Source organism: Desulfonatronum sp. SC1, from assembly GCF_003046795.1.
In the GTDB taxonomy this organism is placed as follows: domain Bacteria; phylum Desulfobacterota; class Desulfovibrionia; order Desulfovibrionales; family Desulfonatronaceae; genus Desulfonatronum.
The window spans coordinates 39,295-62,001 of the sequence record NZ_PZKN01000013.1 but is presented as its reverse complement, the minus strand read 5'-3'; the positions used below and the strand labels follow the sequence as shown (position 1 = coordinate 62,001).

Annotated in this window: 23 protein-coding genes; 16 read left to right on the top strand and 7 right to left on the bottom strand. The window is 60.4% G+C overall.

Features of this window, described 5'->3' with window-relative positions; translation table 11 throughout:
* The first annotated feature begins 27 nt into the window (after positions 1-27).
* The gene (locus C6366_RS08960; RefSeq protein WP_107737186.1) at positions 28-930 is read left to right on the top strand and encodes a DMT family transporter; all 903 of its coding nucleotides are present in this window, start codon (positions 28-30) and stop codon (positions 928-930) included.
* Between the two features lie 161 nt (positions 931-1,091).
* Here C6366_RS08960 and C6366_RS08955 read toward each other — a convergent pair whose 3' ends face one another.
* The 4 genes from C6366_RS08955 to C6366_RS08940 form a co-directional block, all read right to left on the bottom strand.
* Entirely contained in the window at positions 1,092-1,853 is a 762-nt protein-coding gene (locus C6366_RS08955) for an amino acid ABC transporter ATP-binding protein (RefSeq protein ID WP_107737184.1), read from the bottom strand.
* Between the two features lie 63 nt (positions 1,854-1,916).
* Positions 1,917-3,356, bottom strand: a complete 1,440-nt coding sequence (locus tag C6366_RS08950; RefSeq protein ID WP_107737182.1) for an amino acid ABC transporter permease — start codon at positions 3,354-3,356, stop codon at positions 1,917-1,919.
* A 3-nt stretch (positions 3,357-3,359) separates the two neighbouring features.
* Complete coding sequence (locus C6366_RS08945) at positions 3,360-4,574, bottom strand: amino acid ABC transporter permease (protein WP_107737180.1); 1,215 nt, start codon at positions 4,572-4,574, stop codon at positions 3,360-3,362.
* Between the two features lie 205 nt (positions 4,575-4,779).
* Positions 4,780-5,793 (bottom strand): amino acid ABC transporter substrate-binding protein, encoded by a 1,014-nt coding sequence (locus C6366_RS08940; protein ID WP_031387883.1) that lies wholly within the window; start codon positions 5,791-5,793, stop codon positions 4,780-4,782.
* Positions 5,794-6,083: 290 nt separating this feature from the next.
* Between C6366_RS08940 and C6366_RS08935 the strand changes: the two genes are divergently transcribed.
* The 3 genes from C6366_RS08935 (at position 6,084) to C6366_RS08925 (ending at position 8,730) form a co-directional block, all read left to right on the top strand.
* Entirely contained in the window at positions 6,084-7,583 is a 1,500-nt protein-coding gene (locus C6366_RS08935) for a YdiU family protein (protein WP_107737178.1), read from the top strand.
* A gap of 74 nt (positions 7,584-7,657) precedes the next feature.
* On the top strand, positions 7,658-8,308 hold the full coding sequence (locus tag C6366_RS08930; protein WP_107737177.1) for a class I SAM-dependent methyltransferase: 651 nt from the start codon (positions 7,658-7,660) through the stop codon (positions 8,306-8,308).
* On the top strand, positions 8,305-8,730 hold the full coding sequence (locus C6366_RS08925; protein ID WP_107737175.1) for a PaaI family thioesterase: 426 nt from the start codon (positions 8,305-8,307) through the stop codon (positions 8,728-8,730). The genes C6366_RS08930 and C6366_RS08925 overlap by 4 nt, the downstream gene beginning before the upstream one ends.
* A gap of 66 nt (positions 8,731-8,796) precedes the next feature.
* Here the strand turns inward: C6366_RS08925 and C6366_RS08920 are convergent, their stop codons facing one another.
* The gene (locus C6366_RS08920) at positions 8,797-9,453 is read right to left on the bottom strand and encodes a GntR family transcriptional regulator (protein WP_158269710.1); all 657 of its coding nucleotides are present in this window, start codon (positions 9,451-9,453) and stop codon (positions 8,797-8,799) included.
* Positions 9,454-10,034: 581 nt separating this feature from the next.
* Here C6366_RS08920 and C6366_RS08915 point away from each other — a divergent pair.
* The 4 genes from C6366_RS08915 to C6366_RS08900 are packed head-to-tail and all read left to right on the top strand — an operon-like array spanning position 10,035 to position 13,496.
* A complete protein-coding gene (locus C6366_RS08915) occupies positions 10,035-10,415 on the top strand; it encodes a RidA family protein (RefSeq protein ID WP_107737171.1) in 381 nt (126 codons plus the stop codon).
* A 38-nt stretch (positions 10,416-10,453) separates the two neighbouring features.
* Positions 10,454-11,461: a D-cysteine desulfhydrase gene (locus C6366_RS08910; RefSeq protein WP_107737169.1), complete on the top strand. Its 1,008-nt coding sequence runs from the start codon at positions 10,454-10,456 to the stop codon at positions 11,459-11,461.
* Positions 11,462-11,506: 45 nt separating this feature from the next.
* Complete coding sequence (locus C6366_RS08905) at positions 11,507-12,235, top strand: aspartate/glutamate racemase family protein (RefSeq protein ID WP_107737167.1); 729 nt, start codon at positions 11,507-11,509, stop codon at positions 12,233-12,235.
* A gap of 55 nt (positions 12,236-12,290) precedes the next feature.
* Positions 12,291-13,496, top strand: a complete 1,206-nt coding sequence (locus tag C6366_RS08900) for a dicarboxylate/amino acid:cation symporter (RefSeq protein WP_107737165.1) — start codon at positions 12,291-12,293, stop codon at positions 13,494-13,496.
* Between the two features lie 208 nt (positions 13,497-13,704).
* Here the strand turns inward: C6366_RS08900 and C6366_RS19580 are convergent, their stop codons facing one another.
* Positions 13,705-13,866 (bottom strand): hypothetical protein, encoded by a 162-nt coding sequence (locus C6366_RS19580; protein ID WP_158269709.1) that lies wholly within the window; start codon positions 13,864-13,866, stop codon positions 13,705-13,707.
* 436 nt (positions 13,867-14,302) lie between these two features.
* On the opposite strand from C6366_RS19580, the gene ispG reads away from it, so the two are divergent.
* Genes ispG through C6366_RS08870 form a run of 6 tightly spaced genes read left to right on the top strand, consistent with a single transcriptional unit; the run spans position 14,303 to position 20,376 of the window.
* Positions 14,303-15,424, top strand: coding sequence for a flavodoxin-dependent (E)-4-hydroxy-3-methylbut-2-enyl-diphosphate synthase (ispG, locus tag C6366_RS08895; protein WP_107737163.1), 1,122 nt, complete (start codon positions 14,303-14,305; stop codon positions 15,422-15,424).
* Positions 15,425-15,439: 15 nt separating this feature from the next.
* Positions 15,440-17,173: a proline--tRNA ligase gene (locus C6366_RS08890; protein WP_107737161.1), complete on the top strand. Its 1,734-nt coding sequence runs from the start codon at positions 15,440-15,442 to the stop codon at positions 17,171-17,173.
* A gap of 41 nt (positions 17,174-17,214) precedes the next feature.
* Positions 17,215-17,649: a nucleotidyltransferase domain-containing protein gene (locus tag C6366_RS08885; RefSeq protein WP_107737160.1), complete on the top strand. Its 435-nt coding sequence runs from the start codon at positions 17,215-17,217 to the stop codon at positions 17,647-17,649.
* Positions 17,636-18,118 (top strand): DUF86 domain-containing protein, encoded by a 483-nt coding sequence (locus C6366_RS08880; RefSeq protein WP_107737158.1) that lies wholly within the window; start codon positions 17,636-17,638, stop codon positions 18,116-18,118. Before C6366_RS08885 ends, C6366_RS08880 begins: the two co-directional genes overlap by 14 nt.
* A 3-nt stretch (positions 18,119-18,121) precedes the next feature.
* Positions 18,122-19,474 carry an exodeoxyribonuclease VII large subunit gene (gene xseA / locus C6366_RS08875; protein ID WP_107737156.1) on the top strand — a complete coding sequence of 451 codons (1,353 nt, stop codon included), beginning with the start codon at positions 18,122-18,124 and terminating at the stop codon, positions 19,472-19,474.
* A complete protein-coding gene (locus C6366_RS08870) occupies positions 19,474-20,376 on the top strand; it encodes a M23 family metallopeptidase (protein WP_158269708.1) in 903 nt (300 codons plus the stop codon). Before xseA ends, C6366_RS08870 begins: the two co-directional genes overlap by 1 nt.
* A 249-nt stretch (positions 20,377-20,625) precedes the next feature.
* On the opposite strand, the gene C6366_RS08865 is transcribed toward C6366_RS08870, so the two are convergent.
* A complete protein-coding gene (locus tag C6366_RS08865) occupies positions 20,626-21,387 on the bottom strand; it encodes an SDR family NAD(P)-dependent oxidoreductase (RefSeq protein WP_107737152.1) in 762 nt (253 codons plus the stop codon).
* Between the two features lie 117 nt (positions 21,388-21,504).
* Between C6366_RS08865 and C6366_RS08860 the strand changes: the two genes are divergently transcribed.
* Both C6366_RS08860 and C6366_RS08855 read left to right on the top strand, forming a co-directional pair.
* Entirely contained in the window at positions 21,505-22,485 is a 981-nt protein-coding gene (locus tag C6366_RS08860; RefSeq protein WP_107737151.1) for a cation diffusion facilitator family transporter, read from the top strand.
* Between the two features lies 1 nt (position 22,486).
* Positions 22,487-22,678, top strand: a complete 192-nt coding sequence (locus tag C6366_RS08855) for a hypothetical protein (protein ID WP_107737149.1) — start codon at positions 22,487-22,489, stop codon at positions 22,676-22,678.
* Positions 22,679-22,707 lie beyond the last annotated feature (29 nt).

The following is a 22,707-nucleotide window of genomic DNA, read 5'->3' as shown; positions in this document are numbered from 1 at the left end:
AGCTTCTCGGGCCCGAAAAGGATCGACATGGTTCCCGCTGAAATTCTGGCGCTCTGCGCCGCCTTGTGCTGGTCCTTCGGTGGACTGATCGCCCTGGTTCCGGCCCGTGAATTGGGTGCTCTGCCTTTCAATCGCCTGCGGATGTCCATGGTCTTCGTGATGCTCGCCGTGGCCGCCCTGGTCACCGGGGGCTGGTGGAGCCTGACCCTGGAACACTCCTCCGTGCTGGTTGTCTCGGCCATGGTGGGCATCTTCCTGGGGGACACGGCCCTGTTCGCGGCCTTGCGCCGGTTGGGACCGAGGCGTTCCGGAATCCTTTTCGCCACCAACGCCCCCATGACCGCGCTGCTGGGCATCCTCATTCTGGGCGAGCGAATGTCCCCGCTCACCCTGGTCGGATGCATCCTGGTGATGATCGGGGTGGTCATGGCCATCCACTTCAGGAGCGAGGCGGCGGCGCGGCATGCTTTCGAGGAGGTTCGCGGCCGGTTGGCCGTGGGCGTGCTCATCGGCCTGGGGGCCGCCCTGTGCCAGGCCGTGTCCACGATCATCGCCAAGCCGGTTCTGGCCTCGGGCGTGGACCCGGTGGCGGCCTCGGCCCTGCGCGTGGGCACCGCTGCCCTGGCCCTCTCCGCAACCTTGCTTCTACCGTCTTCCATGTTCCATTCCCCGGCCAAAATCACGCCCAAAATAGCCGGTCTGACCGCGCTCAGCGGTCTGGTGGGCATGGCCCTAGGCATGACCTTCCTTTTGGCCGCCCTGGCCCGGGGCACGGCCGGGGTGGTGTCCACCCTGTCCGCCACCTCCCCGGTGCTGATCCTGCCAATTCTCTGGGTCGCCACTCGCCAACGCCCGGCCGGTCCGGCCTGGCTGGGGGCGATTTTGGCGGTGATCGGAGCGGCCTGCATTTTCAACGGCCAGGCGTTCTGACGGAGATTCGCGGCGGGCTCTTGCTCGAAATCGAAATCGCTCTTGAACAAAAACATTTCAATATCTAGTGATGACTGACTTTTTTTGATAGATTCCGATTTCGATACCGATTTCGAAATGTCGATTGGCCCAAGAGATATCTTCTTGAAAGCAAAATTGCCTCAGTGCGAAAGGATCTGGGAAAGAAACAGCTTGGCCCGGTCCGTGCGCGGATTCCTGAAGAATTCCAGCGGCGTGTTGGCCTCGATGATTTCTCCGCCGTCCATGAAGACCACCCGGTCGGCCACTTCCCGGGCAAAGCCCATTTCGTGGGTCACGCAGAGCATGGTCATCCCGGATTTGGCCAGATCCACCATTACGTCCAGAACCTCCTTGATCATTTCCGGGTCCAGGGCACTGGTGGGCTCGTCGAAGAGCATGATCTTCGGACTCATGCACAGACAGCGGGCAATGGCCGCCCGCTGCTGCTGGCCGCCGGAGAGCTGGGCCGGATACTTGTCCGCCTGATCCGGGATGCGCACCCGTTCCAGATAGTGCATGGCCTGTTTCCGGGCCTCTTCCAGGGGCATGCGCCGCACCCAGAGCGGGGCCATGGTGCAGTTTTCCATGATCGTCAGGTGCGGGAAAAGGTTGAAGTTCTGGAACAGCATGCCCACTTCCCGGCGCACCCGGTCGATGCGTTTCAGATCGTCGGTCAACTCGATCCCGTCCACCAGAATCCGACCGCGCTGATGGATTTCCAGGCGGTTGATGCACCGGATCAGGGTGGACTTGCCGGAGCCCGAGGGACCGCAGATCACAACCCGCTCGCCCCGGGCCACGTCCAGATGGATGTCCTTCAGGGCGTGAAAGGGTCCGAACCACTTGTGCAGCCCTTCGATCCGGATGACCATGTCCGCTGTCCCACGTTCGTTCATTTTCATTGCGTTCTTCCGTTCCTCAACGTTTCATCTTCCGCGACGACGGTTCGCTTCGTCATCTGCCCGTCATCTGTCGGTCTTCAGACGCCTCTCCAGGTGCATGGAGTAGCGGGACAGGGCGAAGCAGAGCAGCCAGAAGGCCAAGCCCGCGAAGACATAGGCTTCCTTGGTGTAGCCCAGCCAGTTGCTGTCGGCCAGAGCGCTTTTCAGTATCCCCAGAATGTCCATCAGGTTGATCACCGCCACCAGGGTGGTGTCCTTGAGCAGGCCTAGAAACGTGTTGGTGATCCCCGGAATGACCAGCCGCAGGGCCTGGGGCAGGATGATCAGGCGCATGGATTTCCAGTAGCGCAGGCCCAGGGCTTCGGCCGCCTCGTACTGGCCCTTGGGAATGGCCTGGAGACCGCCCCGGACCACCTCGGCCATGTAGGCCGCGTAAAACAGGGATACCCCGATCAGGGCCCGCAGCAATTTATCGAAATGTACGCCCTGGGGCAGGGTCAGGGGCAGCATCACCGAGACCATGAACAGCACTGAAATCAAGGGTACCCCGCGTACGAACTCGATGAAGCTGACGCACAGGGCTTTGATCACCGGCATCCGGCTGCGCCGCCCCAGGGCCAGGAGGATGCCCACGGGCAGGGAGACGGCGATGCCGATCCCGGCGATGACCAGAGTCAAAAACATGCCTCCCCAGCGGTCGGTCTCCACCAGGGGCAGGCCCAGCCCTCCGCCCAGGAGCAGCAGATACGCGGCGCAGGGGTAGAGGGTGAACAGCAGGGCGAACCGCCAGGAGGTCACGGACCGGCCGGACAGGGCAAAGATGAGAAAGGCCAGGCTTCCCGCGGCCAGAGCCATGGGGCCGGCCGCGCCGGGGTCCAGGCTCTGCATCGACCTGCTCACGACAAACCAGACCAGGATCGGAACACCGATGAGCACGGCCTGACGCAGCCAGGGGGGCATGGTCGGCGGGAGCAGCTTGCGTTTGAACGCCCGGCCGAGGAGTTCCGGAACCAGGAGCAAACCCAAGGCCGCCAGACCGGGGAGAATGCCGTGGAACACGAGGCTGTAGGCTGCCACGGCCAGCGGCAAGAGCAGCAACAGGCTTTGCTTGATCCGCTCCCGGAAAGGCAGGAGAGTGGAAAGGATCAACGGTCCGCCCAGCCCAACCAGCAGCAAGAAGGTCAAAACGACCCGCCAGCGTTCGGCCAAGGGATAAAAGCCGTACATCAGCAGGTCGAAGCGGACCCGGATGAACACCCAACAGGCTCCGTCCGGATTGCCCTGGGGCGGCAGGCAGGCGTCCTTGGTCTGGCCGATCCAGTTGGCCGAAAACAGGCCCCAGTTCAGAATCGGCGGCAGGGCTGCCAGGAGCAGGCCGGCCGCGGCCAGGGTCATCAGCGAGTTCAGCCAGGAGGAGAACAGGTTCTTGTGCAGCCAGCCCAGAACCCCGACCTCGGACAGGGGCGGCGGCAGGTCCGGATGACGGGTGGTCTTCACGTACATGGACTACCGCTCCTTCAGGGCCATCCGCTTGTTGTACCAGTTCATGAACAGGGAAATGAGCAGGCTCACGGTCAGATAGAAGAGCATGGTCATGGCGATGATTTCCACGGCCTGCCCGGTCTGGTTCAACGTCGTGCCGGCAAAGACCGAGATCAGATCCGGGTAGCCGATAACCACGGCCAGGGAGGAATTCTTGACCAACGTCAGGTGCTGGCTGGTCAGGGGCGGGATGATCACCCGCATGGCCTGGGGGATGACCACCAGGCGCATGATCGTGCCGGGCCGCAGCCCCAGGGCCGCGGCGGCCTCCTCCTGACCCCTGTCCACGGACTGGATCCCGGCACGGACGTTTTCGGCGATGAATCCGGCGGTGTACAGAGTCAGGGCCAGGATCAGGGCGATCAGTTCGGGCAGCAGGGTCATGCCGCCCTGAAAATTGAAGCCGCGCAGTTCCGGAATCACCCAGGTCAGGGGGAATCCGGCCAGGGACGCGCCCAGCAGAGGCAGGACCGCCAGCAGGCCCAGGGAGGCCGCGAAGGTCGGAAATCGTTGGCCAGTCAGGCGCTGGCGGCGCCTGGACCAGAGGACCAGGGCGATCACGGACAGGACGGCCAGGAGGGCGAAGGCGAGAATCAGCCACGATCCGGGATGAAATTCGGGTCGGGGTAGGATCACCCCCCGGTTGCAGAGAAAGAAGGTCTCCCAGAGGCTGTAGGACTGACGCGGGCCGGGCAGCGGCATCAGGATGGCGATGTACCAGAACAGAATCTGCAGGAGCAGGGGAATGTTCCGGATCAGGCCGATATAGGCCGCGGCCAGGCTCGAAACCAGCCAGTTGGAGGAGAGCCGGAGCACGCCCACCACGAAGCCGATCAGGGTGGAAGCCGTGATGCTGATCACCGAGACCAGCAGGGTGTTCAGCAGGCCCACCCAGAACACCCGGGCATAGGTGCTGGACCGGGAGTACTCGATCAGGGTCTGGCTGATCTCGAAACCCGCGGTCTGGCCCAGAAAACCGAAGCCCGAGGAGATTCCGGCCCGCTTCAGGTTGTCCGCCGTGGTGGAGACCACCCATATCAGCCCCGCGACCACCGCGGCAAAGACCAGCAACTGGACCAGCGCGGACCGGAACGCGGGGTTGTTCGCGAGCCCGGCTAAAGCGGCGAGCCGGGAAGGGGGGACCGTTTTAAGGGTTGTCTTGGGCGCGGGGGCGGACATATGGGGCGGAGCTCAAAGTACGAGGCAAAGGGGCGACAGGTGCCTCGCCCCTGCCGCAAGAAGAGGTTTCATTTTAACGTGCACGTACCCGTTCACGTTTTCGTTCACGGAATGGATCTTTTTTCATGGTCATCGAAAAACTCTTTTCGTGTACGAGTACGCGTACGGGCACGTGTACGTTTAGTAGCGGATTATCGCATCGGTATTAACGGATCGGGGGAGCGTAGAGCAGGCCGCCGCGGGTCCAGAGGTCGTTCTGGCCGCGTTCCAGCTTCAAGGCCGTGGCCGGTCCCACGTTGCGCTCGAAGATCTCGCCGTAATTGCCCACGTGCTTGATGACCTGGTAGGCCCAGGCATTGGTCAGCCCGAACTGCTCGCCGAAATTGCCTTCCTGGCCGAGCAGCCGTTTGACGTTGGGATTGGCCGATTCCAGCATCTCGTCCACGTTCTGGGAATTGACGCCCAACTCTTCGGCATTGATCAGCGCGAAGAGAGTCCAGCGGGCGATTTTGCTCCAGCGGGGGTCACCCTGGCGCACTGAGGGCCCCAGGGGCTCCTTGGAAATGATTTCCGGCAGGATGACGTGATCTTCCGGGTTGGACAGCGTGGTCCGCCGGGCGGCCAGCCCGGAGGCATCGGTGGTGTACACGTCGCAGCGTCCGGTGTCGTAGATCACCGTGGCCTCGTCCGCGCTCTCGAAGACTACGGGCTTGTAGGTCATGCCATGAGCCGCGAAATAGTCGGAAACATTCATCTCCGTGGTCGTGCCGATCTGGATGCAGATGGAGGCTTCGTTCAGTTCCTTGGCGCTGGTCACGCCTAGGTTCTTGTTGACCATGAAGCCCTGGCCGTCGAAAAAGATGATCCCCGCGAAATCGATGCCCTGTTCCACGTCCCGCTGGAAAGTCCAGGTGGTGTTCCGGGAAAGGACGTCCACTTCTCCGGTCTGCACCGCGGTGAAGCGTTCGGTGGTGGTCAGGGGAACGAAGCGGACCTTTTCGGGATCATTGAACACGGCCGAGGCCAGGGCTCGACAGTAGTCCACGTCCAGGCCTTTCCAGACACCCTGCTCGTCCGGCACGGAGAACCCGGGCACCCTGCCTGCAACGCCGCAGGAAATGTAGCCCTTACCTTTGATGTTTTCCAGGACGTCCGCCAAAGCGGTCCCGGTCCAGAAAAAAACCGCCGCGGCCGCCAGAACCAGTATTTTGCCTTTCATCTGCTCCTCCAATCGGTAACAAGGTGGACAATCAACATGCACGACCATTTCCGCATACCGAGACAGCCCGACCTTCTATATCCTACGGGCGGACCCGGCAAGAAAACATGAACCGCGCTTATTTCCCCAGGAGAGGTTGGGAAGTCAAGAATTATATTGAAGGGTCATGCCGGAAGGATGGAGGTTTTTTACGGCTGAAGTGAAAAACCAACCACAACCGCATTGACACCTCGGATCGAGGATGCATAGTTCCGAAATGCAAAAAAATCCGTTAATTCCAAAGGAACGACATGGCCACACATGATCATGCGACCGCAGCGCTTGCCGGATATCCCGAAGGGTGGCGGTTCGACAACAGCTATGCCCGGTTGCCGGAGGTGTTCTTTTCCCGGCTGTCTCCGGTTCCGGTGCGCTCGCCTCGGATGGTGCTTTTCAATCGCGCTTTGGCCGAGTTGCTGGGTCTGAACGGGGAGATTCTCTCCGGGAAGGATGGCGCGGCGGTTTTTTCCGGCAACCGGCTTCCCGCTGGCGCCGAGCCCATTGCCCAGGCCTACGCCGGTCACCAGTTCGGGTATTTCACCATGCTCGGTGACGGCCGGGCCATCCTCTTGGGGGAGCAGATCACCCCGCGCGGCGAGCGCTTCGACATCCAGTTCAAGGGGTCGGGGCGGACGCCCTTTTCCCGGGGCGGCGACGGCCGGGCCGCGCTGGGGCCGATGCTCAGGGAATACATCGTCAGCGAGGCCATGCATGCTTTGGGGGTGCCCACTACCCGCGCACTGGCCGTGACGGCCACCGGGGAGCCGGTGCCTCGGGAATCCGAATTGGCCGGGGCGATTCTGACCCGGGTCGCGTCCAGCCATATTCGCGTGGGCACGTTCGAATTTCTCGCGGCCCAAGGAGCGCTGGATCATGTCCGGACGCTCGCGGACTACACCCTGCGCCGCCACTATCCCGATCAGGAATCCTCCGACAACCCGCCACTGGCCCTCCTGCGGGCGGTGATGGAGCGCCAGGCCGCGCTGGTGGCGAAATGGATGCTTGTCGGATTCGTTCACGGAGTGATGAACACGGACAACATGGCCCTGAGTGGAGAGACCATTGATTACGGCCCCTGCGCCTTCATGGACGCCTATGACCCGGCGACGGTGTTCAGTTCCATCGACCAGCAAGGCCGCTATGCCTACGGCAATCAGCCTCGGATCGCCCAGTGGAACCTGGCCCGTTTCGCCGAGACCCTGGCGCCGCTGCTGGATGCGAACCGGGAGAAGGCCGTTGACTTGGCCAACGAGGTGTTGGAAACCTTCCCCGACGCCTACCGCGACCATTGGCTGAAGGGGATGCGGGCCAAGCTGGGGCTGGTCACGATCGAGGACGAAGACGCCGATTTGATCCAAGACCTGCTGACGTTCCTGCATCAACAAAGCTTGGACTACACGAACACCCTGCGCGACCTTGCCGATGAGCATCCACAACGCCTGCCGCTGTTCCAGGACGAGGCCCTTAAGGGATGGCTGACGCGCTGGCGGGCGCGGCTGAATCGACAGCCGGAGTCCTCGGGAACCATACAGTCCGTCCGTGAACGGATGCGCACCAATAATCCCGCCGTGATTCCCCGCAACCACCGCGTGGAGGAGGCCCTGGAAGCCGCCGAACTCCACGGCGACATGTCCGTGACGCAACGGTTGCTGGACGTCCTGGTCCAGCCATACGTTGATCCCGTTGACCCCGACTACCGCTTGCCGCCTCCACCCTCGGCCGAACCCTACAAAACATTCTGCGGAACATGACGGGTACGACCGGATCGAGACCAACGGACTTTGTTTATTGATGCGGCCCAGTCCCGCCACCAGACCAAGCGATCATGGGATTCTACGCCAACACCATTCTTCCCCGGTTGATTCACGCCACCTGCGGTAAAGGGTCGATCCGTCGCCTGCGGGCGCGAATCATCCCACCTGCCCTGGGCCGCGTTCTGGAAGTCGGAGTCGGCTCCGGCCTGAACCTGCCCTACTATGACCCGGCTGTGGTAACTGAACTCTGGGGGCTTGACCCATCCCCGGAAATGCTCCGCATCGCCGCCCGCGCGGCCCGCTCCGCCCCGGTCGCTCCACGCTGGATCGACCGGAGCGTGGAAGAGCTTCCCTTGGAGAGCTCGAGCATGGACACCATCGTCACGACCTTCACGCTTTGCAGCATCGCTTCGCCCGAAGCGGGGTTGCGGCAAATGTGTCGGGTGCTCAAGCCGGGAGGGACGCTGATCTTTTGCGAGCACGGGGCCGCGCCGGACCCGGCCGTGCGCCGCTGGCAGGACCGGCTGACCCCGATCTGGAAGCGGTTGGCCGGCGGATGCCACCTGAACAGGGATATCTCGGGCTTATTGACCAGGAGCGGTTTTCGCTTGACCACTCTGGAGGCGACCGTGGTCCGGAAGTGGTGGCTGGCTGGGTATATTTTCCATGGAACCGCCACGAAACAGGCGGGGCCGAAAGAATCTGACGCGAGGTCGGTATGAATCCGGAAGAGTTGCAGGCGTTTCGCGAACTGATCGAAAACGGCATCCCTTTCAACGCCTATCTGGGCATCCGGCTGCTGGACCTCGGGGATCGCCAGTGCCGCCTGCTCCTGCCGTACAGGCCGGAACTCCTGGGCGATGCCCGCCGCCAAGCCCTGCACGGCGGAGTGATTTCCGCCTTGATCGACACCTGCGGCGGATTCGCGGTCTGGAGCACCGGCAGCATCAAGGACCGGGTCGCCACCATTGATCTGCGGGTGGACTATCTCAAACCGGCCGTGGCCTGCGACATCATCGCCCACTCCCGGATCAGAATGCTGGGCAACCGGGTGGGCAACGTCTCCACCGTGGTTTACGCCACCACCGCTCCGGAGGTGATCATTGCCGAGGGCCGGTCCGTCTACAATATCCGAAGGTTTTGAATCGAGGTCGCGCCAGGCATCTTACAAGGTCGTGCCAGGCATCCATGGGCACAGGCATTGATCCGCCTAATGAAACATGAACCGGCTGTAGACCTTCTTGATCAGCCGCAATCCGTTCTTGATGTTCTGCTTGAAGATATCCTTGAGCATGGTCTCGTCCTTCATTTTGAAGGCTTCCAGAATCTGGGCGTGCTGCTCGTGCATTCGGGCCAAATCGTTGTCGTCCCGGGGACGATTGACCAGGAAGATGTCCACGGACTCCATCAACTTGTCCACCACCAGGCAGAGGTGGGTCAGCCTCGAGTACTCGTAAATCAGGGAGTGAAACTGACGGTCCAGATGGTATAAGGCCTGGAGGTCCAATCCGGGCTGCATTTCCGACAGCATGGATTCCAGCTTCGCAATGCCCTGCTCATCCATGTTCTGCATGGCCTCCAAGGCCAGGGTCGTCTCCAGCTTGACCCGCATTTCATAGATGATCTCAATCTCCCGCATCCGTGGAGATTCGGCCACCACGGCACCTTTGTAGGGAATATTGCGCACAAGGCCGGATCGGTCCAAGCGCATCAACGCTTCCCGGATCGGCCCTTTGCCGATTCCCAACTCCTCTTCCAGTTCCGAAATCACAAGCCGCGTTCCAGGAAGTTTCTCCCTGGTAATGATCATGTCCCTGATCCGCTGATACGCGGCCAGTGACTTCATCTCGCAATTCTTTTCTTCCATTTTATTACTACCATCCGCAAGCCTGATTTTTTCAACACGGTCAACCGGCGAAACGAAACATCGACGCATCTGGTCGAGCCGGGAGCTTCGCTGATCTCGGACGTTTCGGCCATTACACCAGATGCAGGGCAAAGTTAAGGATGACTTAATATAAAAAAAGATTCAAGAAAAAATAATAAATATTTTATAAAATATTGACATTATTTTTGACCTTCCCTAAGCAGGAAGTGAACGCTTGAAATGCAAGGTGGATGAAGGCTGGCTTGCTGAGAATCCCTGTATCTTTCGATGCATGAAGCAGAGGCTTTATCCTCTTGGAATGCTTAAAAAAGTACGAAAATCGACTGAAGCCCACGGCGCAGAGATCAGAAAAGCAGTTGCGCCCATGTTGGATGACATCCGAGCCCGTGGTGAATTGGCAATCCGGGAGGTGGCCGCGAAATTCGACGGCTGGTCTGAGGAGTTCGTGCTCCGGGAGGGTAAAAAAGCAAAAATTTGGGAGAAGGCAGTTCGGCTGTCCACGGTTTTGAGGTACCGACCCTCTCTTTTCCACACTCAACTATCATTCATTGGAGAATTGCATGTCGAAATCCGTTATTCTCACCACCAAGGCTCCGCAAGCCGTCGGCCCCTATTCCCAGGCCGTCGCATCCGGTCCGTTGCTGTTCACCTCCGGCCAGCTGCCGCTGGATCCGGAAACCGGAACCATGCCCCAGGGGGACATCCAGGTTCGGGCGGAACAGTGTCTGCGCAACCTGCAAAGCATTGCCGAAGCCGGTGGCACGAGCCTGGACCGGGCGGTCAAGGTCACGGTGTTTCTGACCAACATGGCCGATTTTCAGGACGTGAACAAAGTCTACGCCCAGTTTTTCAAGGAGCCGTTTCCCGCAAGAACGGCGCTGCAAGTTGCAGCCCTCCCGTTGGGCGCGGATATTGAAATCGAGGCTGTTTTCGAGCGTTGATCTACTTATTTCCATTCTAATCGTCAGGAGAAAATATCATGAACTTCACCAAGTTTCCCCGTCGTGCCTACCTGCAAGGGGCCACACCCATCGAGCCCATGGAAAACCTGAGCAAGGCCCTGGGGAAGGGAGTCAATCTGTTCGTCAAGCGCGACGATTTGCTGCCAGGGGCCAGCGGGGGAAACAAGACCCGCAAGCTGGAATTCTGCCTGGCCGACGGTCTGGAACAGGGAGCGGATACGATCATCACCTGCGGCGCGGTCCAGTCCAACCATTGCCGCTTGACCGCTTCCTGGTGCTGCAAGGAAAATCTGGAGTGCCACCTGGTGCTGGAAGAGCGGGTCAAGGGATCCTACAAGCCGGAAGCCAGTGGAAACAACTTTTTGTTTGACCTGCTGGGCGTGAAGAGCGTCTCCGTGGCCCCCGGCGGATCGGACATGATGGCTGAAATGCGCAAAAAAGCGGATGAACTGAAAGCCCAGGGCAAAAAGCCGTATATCGTCCCCGGGGGAGCGTCCAATGCCATCGGCGCTTTGGGTTACGTGGCCTGCGCGGAAGAAATCATGAACCAGTTGAATACAGAACACCTGAATATCGACCACATCGTTGTGCCCTCCGGCAGCGCCGGGACCCACGCCGGTATGGTGGTGGGCATGATCGGCACCAACGCCAACATCTCTGTCAGCGGGGTCAATGTGTCCCGGCCCAAGGACGTCCAGGAAGGGATTGTCTTCAAACTGGCGGAGGAAACCGCGCTGAAGTTGGGAATGAAGATGTCCATCCCCAGGGAGGCGGTCGTCTGCTACGACCAGTACGTCGGCCCCGGCTATTCCCTGCCCACGGACTCCATGGTCGAAGCGGTACGGCTGTTCGCCAAGCACGAGGCCATTTTGCTGGACCCGGTCTACTCCGGCAAAGCAGCAGCCGGTCTGCTGGATCTCGTCCGTTCCGGTCACTTCCCCCGAGGCGCCAATGTCCTATTCCTGCACACCGGAGGCTCCCCCGCGCTGTATGCCTATTTACCTACCTTCAGGAAGGAAGGCTGAAAAAAGCCCGATTTTGAACCATCCCTCCAAATCCGAGATTTCAAGATGGAAACGTTAAAACAGGAAAAAATAGTCGGCATCATTGGCGGCATGGGGCCGGAGGCCACCGTGGATCTCATGGCCAGGGTCATCAAGGCCACGCCAGCCAAGGATGATGTTGATCATATCCGGATGGTGGTGGACAACAATCCCAAGGTTCCCTCCCGCATCAAAGCCTTGCTTGAAGGCAAAGGCGAAAGTCCGGCTTTCTGTCTCCAGGAAATGGCGCGCAAGCTTGCGGCCTGGGGAGTCGATTTCTTGGCCATGCCTTGCAATACGGCCCATTTTTATCACCGCGACATTCAACAAGCTGTTTCCATACCAGTTTTGGACATGGTTGCCCTGGCTACTGAGGCCGTTGTCGTCCGGACTCCCGGAATCCAAACCGTAGGTCTGGTTGCTTCGACCGCGGTTCTTAACTTGCGTATTTATGAAAAGACTTTTGCCGCGCGGAGCTTGAAGCTCCTCGCGCCAAGGCCTCCTGATCAGGATGGGTTGATGGCAGCCATCCGGAAAATTAAGACATGTCAGTATGGAGAAGACGTCAAGTCTGCTCTACAGGCCGCAATTGATGGTCTTGTTCAGGACGGTGCCCAGGCATTGCTGGTGGCCTGTACGGAGCTCTCGGTCATTTCCGGATGCATTCGGACATCGTTTCCCGTGGTGGATGCCGCGCAAGTTCTCGCCGAGGCCATTGTGCTTGAGGCGCGTCAATCAATGAGGGAGGAGAGGTGATGGTTGTTTTTGTCGGTAAACACTGTTCACTATTCAAACACGAGGAGGCAGGAAAGTGCGTCTAGCAACAAAGATTTTGATCGGGCTGATCGCTGGTGTTGTTGTCGGGCTGTTCATGCAAGGGCTGCAAGATATTGCCGTCAGCTACATCAAGCCCTTTGGAGATTTGTTCATCCGGTTGATCATGATGATTATTGTGCCCCTGGTTTTTTCCTCGTTGGTCGTGGGTGCCGCGAGCACTGGAGATGTCAAGAAATTGAGCAGAATGGGGAGTAAAACCATTGCTTTCTATCTAGCCACTACTGCATTTGCCGTGTCAATGGGTGTTCTTTTGGCGAACATTTTTAAACCTGGAAAGGGCTTGTCTCTGCCTGTGGACGCTGTTTACACCGGCCGTGAGGCTCCGCCTCTTATTGACGTTTTGGTAAATATCATTCCCAGGAATCCTTTTCAGGCTGTAACTGAAGGATCCATGCTGCAGATTATCGTCTTTGCATTGTTTATCGGTGTGGCCATCTCTTTGGTTGGGAAAAAGGCCGATTCAGTCAAAAATTTCTTTGATGGTTTTGCAGAGATTATGTATAGAATTACTGGAATGGTGATGCAGTTGGCTCCATATGGCGTATTTGCATTGATTGTTCCTGTTGTCGCAATGAACGGGCCTTCCGTTCTCTTCCCTTTGGGAAAAGTAATTGGAATTATGTACATGGGAGCTATTCTGCATGCATTAATAGTTTATTCATTTATCATTAAAGGGTTTACAAATTTAACGCTTCCAGAATTTTATAAAGGAATATTGCCTGCACAACTTATTGCTTTCTCAACATGTAGCAGCGGTGCGACACTTCCTGCAACAATGAAATGTACGCAGGAAAATCTTGGAGTATCTAGGGAAACTGCAAGTTTTGTTTTGCCATTAGGTGCGACAATAAATATGGATGGTTCTGCTCTTTATCAAGGTATTGCTGCTTTGTTTGTCGCTCAAGTATATGCTTTGGATTTGTCATTAGGGCAGCAGTTGGTAATTGTGCTTACTGGGACATTAGCATCCATCGGAGCAGCCGGAGTTCCAGGAGCGGGATTGATTATCCTTACAACGGTTTTAGCTTCCGTTGGATTGCCAATGGAAGGCATAGCATTGATTGCCGGAATCGACAGAATTCTTGATATGGCCAGAACCACATTGAACATAACCGGCGATGCAGTTGCTTCCGTGTTTATTGATACAACAGAGGCAAAGTACTCAGCAAAATCTAGTTAGAAACATTAGATTTTCATGGAAAGAAAACATAATCCCGAATAATGTTCGGGATTATGTTTTGCTAACTGTGATGGGATGGCCCCGGCCCTCTAAAAGGGGTGCACTTCAAGAACACTCAAACCCTTGAAGGAGGCCATCCCATCACTGTTAGGTAAATCAGACCAAGAATAGTAACGTCGACCAGTCCGCTCCCACGTTTGAAGCGGCCTTAACCAGCCTGAAGACGCAAAACGCCCAGGAAGAGGGCGTGAACCAGGGTCCGCTGATCGATGGTAAGGCCGTGCTGCACAAGCGTGAAGGTTCCCACTACGGCCTGGACGACTACTCCACGCTGAAATACATCTGCATGGGCGGATTCGCAATCAGACATGAAGTTCATAAACTTATGGGTAGCTTGCAACGGGTTTGGCCATCCTGCTCGTTCACGTAAAGCCTGAATTGTTGAGGCATTGCCGGGATTTTGGGCTACCAAAAGCCGCTCCGCCAACCTAGCCTGCAACGGGGGGGCCGCTGAGGGATAAAACCCGTGCGCATCCCGGCCCCTAGCCATCCTTACCTATATGTTTGAGCTGCTGCCTGCAGTTCAAGCACCTGAAAGACAACCCGGTCCGCCATCTGTTTGAGATACTGTGGAGTTCGGTACAGGGCGGAAAGCCGCGGTATTTTCTCAACCGGAACACTGAGCAGGTTTACCTCTGGGCGAACTCCGCGTAAAAACCGAGTCCACGCCGGTATGTACGAACCTACCTCGGGATGCCGGTCGATTCTGAACCATCCCCTCGGAAGCCAGGGAGTTCCACCCCACAATGACCACCTCGCCCTCTGATCTCACTCCCCGCCGCCGCTCCACGCGGACCATCACCCTGGGCGGCGTAACCCTGGGCGGCGCGCATCCGGTCCGGGTCCAGAGCATGACCAACACGGACACCCGGGACGCGGAAGCGACCTTGGCCCAGGTCGCCCGGCTGGCCGAGGCCGGGTGCGAGTTCGTGCGCCTGGCCGTGCCGGACGAGGCGGCCGCGGCGGTTTTGCCGCGAATTCAGGCTGTTGCCCCGGTGCCGCTGATCGCGGACATCCACTTCGACTATCGCTTGGCCCTGAGGGCCTTGGAAGCCGGGCTGCAAGGGCTGCGCATCAACCCCGGGAACATCGGTTCCAAGGCCAACGTGGACCGGGTGGTGGACGCGGCCAAGGCTCACGGAGCGTGCATCCGCATCGGCGTGAACGGCGGCTCCCTGGAGAAGGAGCTGCTGCGACAATACGGCGGGGCCACGCCCGAGGCCATGGTCGCCAGCGCCCTGGGTCACGCGGCCCTGCTGGAGCAGCGCGGCTTCGACAATTTTAAGATCTCCCTGAAATCATCCTCAGTCCACCGGACCGTGGCCGCTTATCGCCTTCTGGCCGAGAAGCTGGACTGCCCGCTGCACATCGGGATCACCGAGGCCGGAACCCTGCTCCGGGGCGCGGTGAAATCCGGCGTGGGTTTGGGCATCCTGCTCTGGGAAGGACTGGGGGACACCCTGCGGGTCTCCCTGACCGCGGACCCGGTCCTGGAGGTCCGCGCGGCCTGGGAAATCCTGCGCAGCCTGGGCCTGCGCCAGCGCGGCCCGGAAATCATCTCCTGCCCCACCTGCGGCCGGACCGAAATCGACCTCCAGGATCTGGCCGAAGAGGTGGAGCGCCGCCTGGACGGCGTGACCGAGGTCTTCACCGTGGCCGTGATGGGCTGCGTGGTCAACGGACCCGGCGAGGCCAGGGAAGCGGACATCGGCTTGGCCGGGGGCCGGGACTGCGGCCTGATCTTCCGCCGCGGCGAAATCCTGCGCAAAGTCCGGGGCAGGGACGAACTGCTGCCGGAATTTCTGCGCGAGCTGGATGCGTTTTTGGCGGAGCGATCAACGAATCAAACCCTGAATCCTGAACCTTGAAAAGGAAATCTCATCATGCGCTGGAGCCAGTACTACCTGCCGACCCTGAAGGAACATCCGGCCGAGGCCGAGGTGGTCAGTCATCGTTTATTGATGCGCGCGGGCATGATCCGCAAGCTGACCTCCGGGATTTACACCTACTTGCCCCTGGGGCTGCGCTGTCTGGACAAGGTGGCCCGGATCGTGCGCGAGGAAATGAACCGGTCCGGGGCCTTGGAGGTGTTCATGCCCATGGTCCAGCCGGCGGACCTCTGGAAGGAGTCGGGACGCTGGGTGGTCTACGGCAAGGAATTGCTGCGCTTACAGGATCGGCATGGGCGGGACTACTGCCTGGGGCCGACCCATGAGGAGGTGATCACGGACCTGATTCGCGGGGAGATTCGCTCCTACCGGCAGTTGCCCGTGAATCTGTACCAGATCCAGACCAAGTACCGGGACGAGATCCGGCCCCGGTTCGGGCTGATGCGCGGGCGGGAGTTCATCATGAAGGACGCCTACTCCTTTGACCGGGACGACGCGGGCGCGGACAAGAGCTACCGGACCATGTACGAGGCCTACATGCGCATCTTTACCCGCTTCGGAATGACTTTCCGGGCCGTGGAGGCGGACTCCGGGGCCATCGGCGGCAGCTTTTCCCACGAATTCATGGTTCTGGCCAACACCGGCGAGGACACCATCGCCGTGTGCACGGCCTGCGAGTTCGCCGCGAACCTGGAAAAGGCCGAGGCCGTGGTCCAAGGCGAAGGCGATGACGGGGAATGCCCGCCCGCGGAGCTGGTTTCCACGCCGGGCAAGCACACCGTGGAAGAGGTCACGGCGTTTCTGGGAGTCGGGCCGGAGGCCATTCTGAAGACCCTGCTTTACGAGGCCGACGGCCGCCCCGTGGCCGCCCTGGTGCGCGGGGACCGGGAGCTGAATGAAATCAAGTTGAAGAACGTTTTGAACGCCAATGAACTGAACCTGGCCACCCCGGAACAGGTCCAGGTCTGGACCGGTGCGCCGGTGGGCTTTGCCGGGCCGGTGGATCTGCATGTGGACGCCATCTGGGCGGACCGGGAAGTGGGGTTGCGTCGGGACTGGATCGTCGGGGCCAACAAGGCCGACGCCCATTTGCGGCATGTGGACCTGACCCGGGACGCCGCCATTGCCGGGTACGTTGATCTGCGCCAAGTCACGGCCCAGGACCCCTGTCCGCGCTGCGGAGCGGCCCTGGAACTGCCCAAGGGCATCGAAGTGGGCCACGTGTTCAAGCTGGGCACCAAGTACAGCGAGGCCATGGGGGCGCGGTACCTGGACGAGAACGGCAAGGAGCAACTGATCATCATGGGGTGCTACGGCATCGGCGTCAGCCGGATCATGGCCGCCTGCCTGGAGCAGAACCACGACGACAACGGTGCCCTGTTCCCGCCGCCCATCGCGCCCTTCCAGATCGAGCTGATCCTCCTGGGTGGCAAGAATCCGGAACTGGTGCAACAGGCCGTGGACCTGCACGACCGCCTGGAATCCCTGGGCTTCGAGGTGTTCCTGGACGACCGGGATGAACGGCCCGGAGTTAAATTCAAGGACGCCGACCTGATCGGCATCCCCGGCCATCTCATCCTGGGCGAAAAAGGCGCGGCCCGAGGCGTCCTGGAAGCCAAGAACCGCAAGACCGGAGAACGCACGGAACTGGCTCTGGACGACCTGGAAAATCAGGTCCGGTCGTGGTGGCGGGGGATTCTTAAGGATTGGGGGTTGGATCTCGAATGAATCATTCCGTCCAGGGATAAACGGTACTAGGAGTGACGACCATGCTTGCTGAAGGCTTGGCCGCATTGGCCGAGCGTTACGATGTGAACGCGGTCTACTTTTTCGGCAGTCGCGCCAAGGAAATGGCCTCCAGGTTGCGAGGCGGTCAAGCCCTGGTCGAGCATCCGAGGTCCGACGTGGATGTGGGCGTGACCTTTCGAGGCGGCGCGCATCCGGATTTGCGCGGCATGATCCGCTTGGGCATGTCCTTGGAGGATCTCCTGGACGTGGATCGGGTCGACGTGGTGGACGTTTGGCGTTGTGATCCGTTCTTGGCCGTGGAGATCGTCCAGGGCGAGCGGGCATACTGCCGAGACGAGGATCAGGAGGCGGAAACGGAACTCTACGTTCTGGCTCGGGCCGGTGATCTGCTGCCGTTTCAACGGGAACGCATTCAACGGATACTCCATCCGGAGGCTGGCCATGTCGCCGGATAAGATGCGTTCCTCCGTCGTGCTCTCCCGAGTTGAGTGGGTCAGAAGGATGCTCTCCCGGATTCGAGAATTGCCGCTGCAATCCAGAGAGCTTTTTTTCCAGGATCCCCGCAACGCCGCGGCCGCGGAATCCAATTTGCGCCGAGCTCTGGAAGCGCTGTTCGATCTTGGGCGGCACATCACGGCCAAAGCCTTTGCCCAACCCAGCCTGGAATACAAACAGATCGCGGTCGCCTTGGGAGAACGAGGCGTTCTTTCGATGCCTCATCGCGACCTGCTCCGCGTCCTGGCCGGTTACAGAAACAGACTGACGCATTTCTATTGTGAAATCGACGACGAGGAGCTGTTTCGGATTTGCCGGGATCATATAGATGATGTGGAGTTGCTCTTGGACGCTTTGTTGCAGTGGGTTCATGCCAACCCCGACAGGCTGGACCAGCCGATCCCAAACTTGGAGCCGCGAAACATCTAACCTATGCCCCACATTTTTTCCGTCCGTGAACTGACCCTGGCCGTGAAGGCCACGTTGGAGGGGGAGTTTCCGTTGGTTTGGGTGCGGGGGCAGGTTTCCAATTTGGCCCGGCCGGGGTCCGGGCACATCTATTTCACCCTGAAGGACAACGAGGCCACGCTGGCCGCGGTTTGGTTCAAGTCCCAGCAGTGGCAACCCGCGGCGGTTCGGGATGTCCTGGCCGATGGTCAGGAGGTTATCTGCCTCGGGCGGTTGACCGTGTACGCGCCGCGGGGTGCCTACCAGCTCGTGGTGGAGATGGTTCAGGATCAGGGTTTGGGAACGCTGTTCGTGGCCTTTGAGGCCTTGAAGAAGCGGCTGGCCTCGGAAGGATATTTTGATCCGGCCCGCAAGCGCCCTTTGCCGTCGCATCCCCGGCGGATCGCGGTGATCACGGCCCTTGGCGGAGCGGCCCTGCGGGATTTTCTGCGTCTGGCCGACGAGCGGGGCTTTGGCGCGTCCATCCGCGTCCATCCGGTCCTGGTCCAGGGCGACCAGGCCCCCGGCCAGATCATCCAGGCCTTGCAAGAGGCCAATATCCAGGGGTGGGCCGAGGTGATCGTGGTGATTCGCGGCGGCGGGTCCCTGGAAGATTTGTGGGCCTTCAACAACGAGGATCTGGCCAGGGCGGTCTTCATCTCCGAAATTCCGGTGCTCACGGGCATCGGCCATGAGGTGGACACGACCATCGCCGACCTGACCGCGGACGTGCGCGCCGCCACCCCCAGCCATGCGGCCCAGCTCCTGTGGCCGGAGCGGCGGGAACTGGCCCAGACCGTGGACGAGCTGGAAAATCGGCTGCAAACCGCGGCCCGGGAGCTGCTGCGCCGCAAGGAAGCCCTGCTGGCCGGACAGGAAAGGGCTCTGTCCTGGCTTTCCCCCAGAGTGCGGGTGTTGCGGGCCCTGGAGCGTCTGGAAGGGCTGGAGCGCGATCTGTTTCGCAGCGGCCAAGCCATGCTTCGGGAGCGCCGGTCCGCCCTGGCCCAGGCGACTTCGGACCTGACCAGAACCATGGACGCCCGCTTCTGGGCCGCCAGACAAGCGGTGCTGGATCAGCGCCTGCACGAGCTTCTGGCCGCGGGCCGGGAAGCCGTTCGTGTCCGGGATCACGAGTTGGCCAAGCTGGAAACCGCCATGAGCGGTCTGAATCCGGAGCGACCTTTGGAAAAGGGATTTTGTCTGGTCCAGTCGGAACGAACCGGAAACTACGTGCGGGATGCTCGGGATGTGCGCCAGGGTGATTTGTTGCGGATCGTACCCCGATCCGGGTTCATTGCCGCACGGGTGCAGGAAACGCGGGCGGAACGAGGAGAATGATGCGACGGTACGCAAGCGAGCGGTTGGGCGTGGGCTTGGCGTTGGCCCTTGGAATGCTGTTGTTCGTCCCGTCCGGAGTCTCGGCCCATGCGGAAGAATGGGACGTTTCCCAAGTCCACATCCAGGTCCCGGACCGGGTGGGCGTGGGCATGCCGTTTTTCGTCCGGCTTTCCGGGTCGGAGGGCTTTCAGAGTGCAAGTCTGCGCTGGATGGACAAGGATGTTGGCTACTTAGCAGCCACTCCGGCCGGCCAGGGCCGGGAAGCGGTGGTCTTGCTGGGCGTCGACCTGGAAACTCCGCCGGGAACGCACCGGCTCACCGGGACCGTCTTCACGGTCCAGGGGCCACGCGCGTTCTCCCAGGACGTCCTTGTTCACGCCCGGGAGTTTCCCGAACAGCGGCTGCGGGTGTCCCGGGAGATGGTCTCACCGGACGCCGAGCTTCTGCCCCGGATCGAACGGGAGCGTCGGGCCGCCAGGGCCGCCCTGGAACGGATTTCCCCGGTCCAACACTGGGAAGAGCCTTTCACGCGCCCGGTTCAGGGCTCCGTCTCCAGCGCCTTCGGCCTTCGGCGCTTCCTCAATGATCAGCCCAGGACCCCGCATCGCGGGGTGGATCTGCGCGGCGCGGAGGGCACGACGGTGCGGGCCTTCAGCAACGGAGAGGTGATTCTGGCAGGCGATCACTATTTCGCGGGCCGCTCCATCTACATCGACCACGGCCTGGGCGTGGTCACCCAGTACATCCACCTGTCCGAAATCCTGGTTCAGGAAGGGGACATGGTCGTCGCCGGACAGGCCATCGGCGAGGTGGGTGCCACGGGACGGGTCACCGGGCCGCACCTGCACTTCGGGCTGAGCGTCCTGGGCATGTGGGTGGACCCCCTGCCGCTGCTGGACTGATTCGTAGCTGGTTTTCCTAGCTGAGTGTTGAAAAAGTCCTTATCCGGCAGTTCGTTCAAAAACCCTAAGTGCAAGGAACAAAAAAAGCTATCCGGACACGTCCTGTGTCCGGCCCCTACGGGCTGTGGCTGCGCCACATTTTCGATTTGCCGTCCTGGCAATCGAATCAAGGTCGAAGCGTATTTATTCATTCGTGAGAGTTTGAACTTTTTGCAGCGACGCAGCAATTGGGAGTTTTTCAACGGACTGCTAAAGATCCCGCACGTCCCAGGTCTTGCCGTGCAGACGGCGCGGATTCGCGGCAAGCAATCTGACCAACCCGGCGGCGGACTGTTCCGGGGTCATCAACTGTCCTTGTTCCTTCCACGGTCGGAATACGGCCTGGAGCTTTTGGGCCGCGCCGCCCTCTGATTCCCTGGCCTGGACCTGCATCCGGGTTTCCACGATCCCCGGCCGGTAAACCAACGAGGTGATTTCCGGGGCCTCGGCGGCCAACTGGCGGGCCAGATGTTCTTCCGCGGCCTTGGCCGCGCAGTAGGCCGCGATGCCCGGCTGGGTCTTTTCCGCGGCCCCGGAACCGAAGAAAACCGCCAGCCCGCTCCCCTGCTCCAGTAGTAGGGGCAGACAGCCACGAATCAACTGATGGGCGGCCATGACGTTGGCCTGGAACACGGCCAAAAAGTCCTTATCCGACAGCTCCCAGACATACGGCCCTGGATGCAGAATTCCGGCGGCATGGATGAAGCCCTGGAAATTCCCAATCTTTTGCGCGGCTTTCGTCATGGTGGCTACGGTCTCGGCCTTGGAAGCGTCGCCGACTACGATCTCGGCCACGGCCTTGGACGCCCCGCCCCGTCCGACGCACAGCTCCCACGTCTCCCGCAGAAGGTCCGCGCTCCGGGCGTTGATCACCAGATTCACCCCTTCCCCGGTCAGAGCCACGGCCAAGGCCCGCCCGATGCCCATGGACGCGCCGGTGAGCAGCAAGGTTTTTCCGTGTAGTTCGTGCATGATATTTTCTCCTTGGCTTTTGGAGCACCCAGTGGGCCACTTCGGTCAACTGAAACGCCATCCGTCGAAAACGTAATCCATTAGACAGGACACGCGCTCGTCCTGTAAAGACGTCTCATGTCCCTGTTGCAAACCCCCGCCCGCTACGCCCTGGTGTCCGTGGCCGCTTCCCTGGTGACCATGGGCCTGAAGTTTGGGGCCTTCTGGATGACCGGCTCGGTGAGCATCTTTTCAGATGCCGCGGAGTCCGTGATCAACCTCGTGGCCGGGCTGATCGCCTTTATCGCGCTGCTCATCGCGGCCCGTCCGGCGGACAAACACCACACCTACGGCCACGACAAGGTGGAGTACTTCGCCAGCGGGGTGGAGGGAACCCTGATCCTCGTGGCCGCGGCGACCATCTTCATCACCTCGGTGCAGCGCCTGTTCGCCCCCGTCCCCTTGGACAGCCTGGGCTGGGGCATGGCGGTCCTGGTTCTGGCCGCGGCCATCAACCTGGGCGCGGCCAGGGTTCTGATGCACGGCGCGTGCAAGCACGACAGCATCACCCTGGAGGCGGACGCCAAACATCTGATGACCGACGTCTGGACCTCCCTGGCCGTGGTTGTCGGCATCGGGGTGATTATCGTCGCCCCGGAGGAATGGCTTTTTCTCGACCCCCTGATCGCCATGGCCGTGGCCGTGAACATTTTGCGCGCCGGCGTGGACCTGCTGCGCCGCTCCTGGAACGGGTTGATGGATCACACCTTGCCGGCCGAGGAAATCCAAATCATCACCGAGGCCCTGCAAGCCCAGGCCCCGGATGCTCCCTTCCACGGCCTGCGCTCCCGCAAGTCCGGCTCCCGGCGGTTCATCGACGTGCATCTGCTGCTGCCCGGAAGGTGCAGCGTCCAGGAAGCGCATGAACTTTGCGACAGGATCGAAAACCTGGTCGAATCGCGGTTGAACAACACCAGTCTGACCATCCACGTGGAGCCCGTGGAGGACGACGCCTCCTGGGACGGACACTGCATCGGCGGGGTGGCCAACGACGGCTCGGACCAGCAAACGCAACTTCCCGACAGCCTTCAGCCGTCAGACGATAAACAAGGAGGATGACATGGAACTCGGTCGGATGATTCAACTTTCAGGCGTCCTCGGGGTGCTCGGACTGCTTGGTTTCTTCAAGCCCATGTTCAGCGCCTTTGCCGCCTTCGCCGCGTTCGGAGCCTGGGGAGCGTCCGGCCCGCTGCGTTACGTGGGCTACCTGGGTTTTTTGGGCTTCATCGGCCTGCTGGGCTTTTTTCGCTGACAGCCGCCGCGCCGGTGCTTGCTGTACCG

Bases quoted from the DNA above. Each gene is read 5' to 3' on its own strand.
- C6366_RS08960 (WP_107737186.1), top strand. From the start codon at position 28: ATGGTTCCCGCTGAAATTCTGGCGCTCTGCGCCGCCTTGTGCTGGTCC.
- C6366_RS08955 (WP_107737184.1), bottom strand. From the start codon at position 1,853: ATGAAAATGAACGAACGTGGGACAGCGGACATGGTCATCCGGATCGAA.
- C6366_RS08950 (WP_107737182.1), bottom strand. From the start codon at position 3,356: ATGTACGTGAAGACCACCCGTCATCCGGACCTGCCGCCGCCCCTGTCC.
- C6366_RS08945 (WP_107737180.1), bottom strand. From the start codon at position 4,574: ATGTCCGCCCCCGCGCCCAAGACAACCCTTAAAACGGTCCCCCCTTCC.
- C6366_RS08940 (WP_031387883.1), bottom strand. From the start codon at position 5,793: ATGAAAGGCAAAATACTGGTTCTGGCGGCCGCGGCGGTTTTTTTCTGG.
- C6366_RS08935 (WP_107737178.1), top strand. From the start codon at position 6,084: ATGGCCACACATGATCATGCGACCGCAGCGCTTGCCGGATATCCCGAA.
- C6366_RS08930 (WP_107737177.1), top strand. From the start codon at position 7,658: ATGGGATTCTACGCCAACACCATTCTTCCCCGGTTGATTCACGCCACC.
- C6366_RS08925 (WP_107737175.1), top strand. From the start codon at position 8,305: ATGAATCCGGAAGAGTTGCAGGCGTTTCGCGAACTGATCGAAAACGGC.
- C6366_RS08920 (WP_158269710.1), bottom strand. From the start codon at position 9,453: ATGGAAGAAAAGAATTGCGAGATGAAGTCACTGGCCGCGTATCAGCGG.
- C6366_RS08915 (WP_107737171.1), top strand. From the start codon at position 10,035: ATGTCGAAATCCGTTATTCTCACCACCAAGGCTCCGCAAGCCGTCGGC.
- C6366_RS08910 (WP_107737169.1), top strand. From the start codon at position 10,454: ATGAACTTCACCAAGTTTCCCCGTCGTGCCTACCTGCAAGGGGCCACA.
- C6366_RS08905 (WP_107737167.1), top strand. From the start codon at position 11,507: ATGGAAACGTTAAAACAGGAAAAAATAGTCGGCATCATTGGCGGCATG.
- C6366_RS19580 (WP_158269709.1), bottom strand. From the start codon at position 13,866: ATGTCTGATTGCGAATCCGCCCATGCAGATGTATTTCAGCGTGGAGTA.
- ispG (WP_107737163.1), top strand. From the start codon at position 14,303: ATGACCACCTCGCCCTCTGATCTCACTCCCCGCCGCCGCTCCACGCGG.
- C6366_RS08890 (WP_107737161.1), top strand. From the start codon at position 15,440: ATGCGCTGGAGCCAGTACTACCTGCCGACCCTGAAGGAACATCCGGCC.
- C6366_RS08885 (WP_107737160.1), top strand. From the start codon at position 17,215: ATGCTTGCTGAAGGCTTGGCCGCATTGGCCGAGCGTTACGATGTGAAC.
- C6366_RS08880 (WP_107737158.1), top strand. From the start codon at position 17,636: ATGTCGCCGGATAAGATGCGTTCCTCCGTCGTGCTCTCCCGAGTTGAG.
- xseA (WP_107737156.1), top strand. From the start codon at position 18,122: ATGCCCCACATTTTTTCCGTCCGTGAACTGACCCTGGCCGTGAAGGCC.
- C6366_RS08870 (WP_158269708.1), top strand. From the start codon at position 19,474: ATGCGACGGTACGCAAGCGAGCGGTTGGGCGTGGGCTTGGCGTTGGCC.
- C6366_RS08865 (WP_107737152.1), bottom strand. From the start codon at position 21,387: ATGCACGAACTACACGGAAAAACCTTGCTGCTCACCGGCGCGTCCATG.
- C6366_RS08860 (WP_107737151.1), top strand. From the start codon at position 21,505: ATGTCCCTGTTGCAAACCCCCGCCCGCTACGCCCTGGTGTCCGTGGCC.
- C6366_RS08855 (WP_107737149.1), top strand. From the start codon at position 22,487: ATGGAACTCGGTCGGATGATTCAACTTTCAGGCGTCCTCGGGGTGCTC.